General features: G+C 72.0%; 1 protein-coding gene. It reads left to right on the forward strand.

Features of this window, described 5'->3' with window-relative positions; all coding sequences use genetic code 11:
• Positions 1-2,982, forward strand: a 2,982-nt coding sequence (locus ACOADB_RS06935) for an ABC transporter ATP-binding protein (RefSeq protein ID WP_378597240.1), incomplete at both ends; no start/stop codon positions are given.

Here is a 2,982-nt window from a genome sequence, read left to right on the forward strand (position 1 = left end):
GGCGTACGGCGCTGCGCTGGTCGCCGCCGTGGCCGCCGCGGCCCTGCCGCTGGTGCTGCGCCACGTCGTCGACCGGGTGGCGCTGCCCGAATCGCTGGTCCTCGCCCCCTGGATCGCCCTGCTGGCCGGCGTCGGAGCGGTCCGCTTCGGTGCCAGCTACCTGCGGCGGATCAGCTCGGGCAAGGTCTCGCTCGGCGTCCAGTACGACCTGCGCAACGACGTCCTGTCCTCGCTGCTCCGCCTGGGCGGACGGAGCCAGGACGACCTGCACACCGGCGAGGTGGTCTCGCGCTCGATCTCCGACGTGACCCTGCTCCAGCAGCTGTTGCAGTTCCTGCCGAACATGGTCGGGAACCTGCTGCTGTTCATCGTCTCGCTGGTCGTGATGGCGTTCCTCAGCCCGTTGCTGACCGTGGTCGCGCTGCTCGTCGGCCCGGCCCTGTGGATCATCGCGCTGGCCAGCCGGCGCGACCTGTTCCCGGCGAACTGGCACGCGCAGCAGGAGGCGGCCGCGGTCGCCTCCGGCGTCGAGGCGGCCGTGACGGGCGTGCGCGTCGTGAAGGGGTTCGGCCAGGAGCAGCGTGAGCTCGAGGACCTCGAGGACCGCGCCCGGCGGCTGTTCTCCTCACGGGTGCGGGTCGCCCAGCTGACCAGTCGCTACAACCCGGCCCTGCAGGCGGTGCCTGCGCTCGGCCAGGTCGGCGTCCTCGCGCTGGGTGGCTGGCTCGCCCTGCGCGGCGACATCACGCTCGGCACCTTCGTCGCGTTCACTGCCTATCTCGGCTCGTTCGTCACGCCGGTGCGCCAGGTCGCGACCCTGCTCACCGTCTGGCAGCAGGCCCGGGCCGGTGTGGTGCGGGTCTTCGAGCTGATCGACGCCGACCCGGGCATCGTCGATGCCGCGGATGCCCGGCCCGTTGCGCAGGGACCGCTCGCGCTCGAGTGGCGGGGAGTCACGTTCGGCCACGGCGACAAGGTCCTCCTCGACGACTTCTCGCTGCGCGTGGAGCCGGGGGAGACGGTCGCCATCGTCGGGTCCGCCGGATCGGGCAAGTCGACCGCCGCATCGCTGCTGCCGCGGTTCTACGACCCGGCCGCCGGAACCGTCCTCGTCGGGGACACCGACATCCGGCACCTCCAGCTGGCCTCGCTGCGCTCGGCGATCGGCTTCGTCTTCGAGGAGAGCCACCTGCTCTCCGACACCGTGCGCGCCAACATCGCGTACGGCGACCCGGACGCCTCGTTCGAACGGGTGCAGGCGGCCGCGCGGATCGCCCAGGCCGACGAGTTCATCGGCCGGCTCCCCAGGGGCTACGACTCCGTCATCGGCGAACAGGGGCTGACCCTCTCGGGCGGTCAGCGCCAGCGGATCGCCCTCGCCCGGGCGATCCTGCGGGACCCGGCCGTGCTCGTCCTCGACGACGCCACCTCGGCGATCGACGCCCAGGTCGAGGCGGCCATCCACGAGGGGCTGCACGCCACCCTCGGGGGCGCCACGGCACGGACCACGCTGATCATCGCGCACCGGGCCTCCACGCTGGAGCTGGCCGACCGCATCGTCGTACTCGAGCACGGGCGGATCGTCGACAGCGGCACTGCTGTCGAGCTCGAACAGCGCAACGCGCACTTCCGGTCCCTGCTGTCGAGCGAGGAACAGCCGGATGAGGTGGGCCTGGACGCCAAGGTCGCGGCCGAACCACATCGGCCGCGCGGGGTCACCGACCACCTGTGGCAACCGCGCCCGGACACGCATCCGAACGCCGAGGTCGGGGCGCGGGTCGCTGCTGCCTACGCAACGGCGGCGGCGACCTCCGGGCCGGGCCGCGCACAGGCGCCGGGTGGCGGGATCCTGGGCTCGGCGCCGCCGACCGCCGAGATGATCGCCCAGCTCGAGGCGCTGCCGCTGGTCGACGCCGACCCGGACATCCCCGACGAACAGGCCCGCGCGGCTGATCGGGACTTCGGGCTCCGGTCCCTGATCGGTCCCTTGCGGCGCCCGTTGGTCCTGGGACTGCTGCTCGTCGCCGTCGATGCCCTCGCCCAGATCGCCGTACCGGTGCTCGTGCGCCACGGCGTCGATGACGGTGTGGCGACCGGATCGCTGGGTGCGCTCCTCGTCATCGCCGCGCTCGCGGGCGCGGTCGTCGTGGGCAACTGGGGCGTCAACGTCGCGCAGGTCCGGGTCACCGGACGCACCGGCGAGCGGCTGCTCTACACGTTGCGGGTCAAGACCTACGCGCAGCTGCAGCGGCTGGGGCTCGACTACTACGAACGCGAGCTCGGCGGCCGGATCATGACCCGGATGACCACGGACGTGGACGCGCTCTCGAGCTTCCTGCAGACCGGCCTGGTCACCTTCGTGGTGAGCATCCTGACCATCCTCGGCGTGCTCGTCGCCCTGCTGGTGATCGACGCCGGGCTGGCCGTCGTACTGCTCGCGGTGCTCCCGATCCTCGTCCTGTCGACCGCCCTGTTCCGGGCGCGGTCGGTGCCGGCGTACCTTGACGCCCGCGAGCGGGTGTCGGCCGTCAACGCCTACCTGCAGGAGAACGTCGGCCTGATCCGGGTCACCCAGGCGTTCGGGCGCGAGGCGCACAACGAGGAGCAGTTCGCCCGACTGGCCTGGGCATTCCGGGACTCCCGGCTCCACGCCCAGCGGTTGATGGCGATCTTCTTCCCGTTCGTGGAGTTCCTCGGCACCCTCTCCACCGCGGCGGTCCTGGTGATCGGCGCGCGGCAGGTCCAGGCGGGCGAGCTCAGCGCCGGGACACTGATCGCGTTCCTGCTGTACGTCGAGCTCTTCTTCGCTCCCGTCCAGCAGCTCTCGCAGGTCTTCGACGGCTACCAGCAGGCCGTCGTCGGCATGGCCCGGCTGCGCACGCTGATGCGCACGGACACCGGCACGCCCCAGGCAGCCGACGCCCTGCCGGTCGGGGAGCTGCGGGGCGAGATCGAACTCCACGACGTCGGATTCGCCTACAG

This window comes from Nocardioides sp. CPCC 206348 (assembly GCF_048654705.1).
Taxonomy (GTDB): domain Bacteria; phylum Actinomycetota; class Actinomycetes; order Propionibacteriales; family Nocardioidaceae; genus Nocardioides.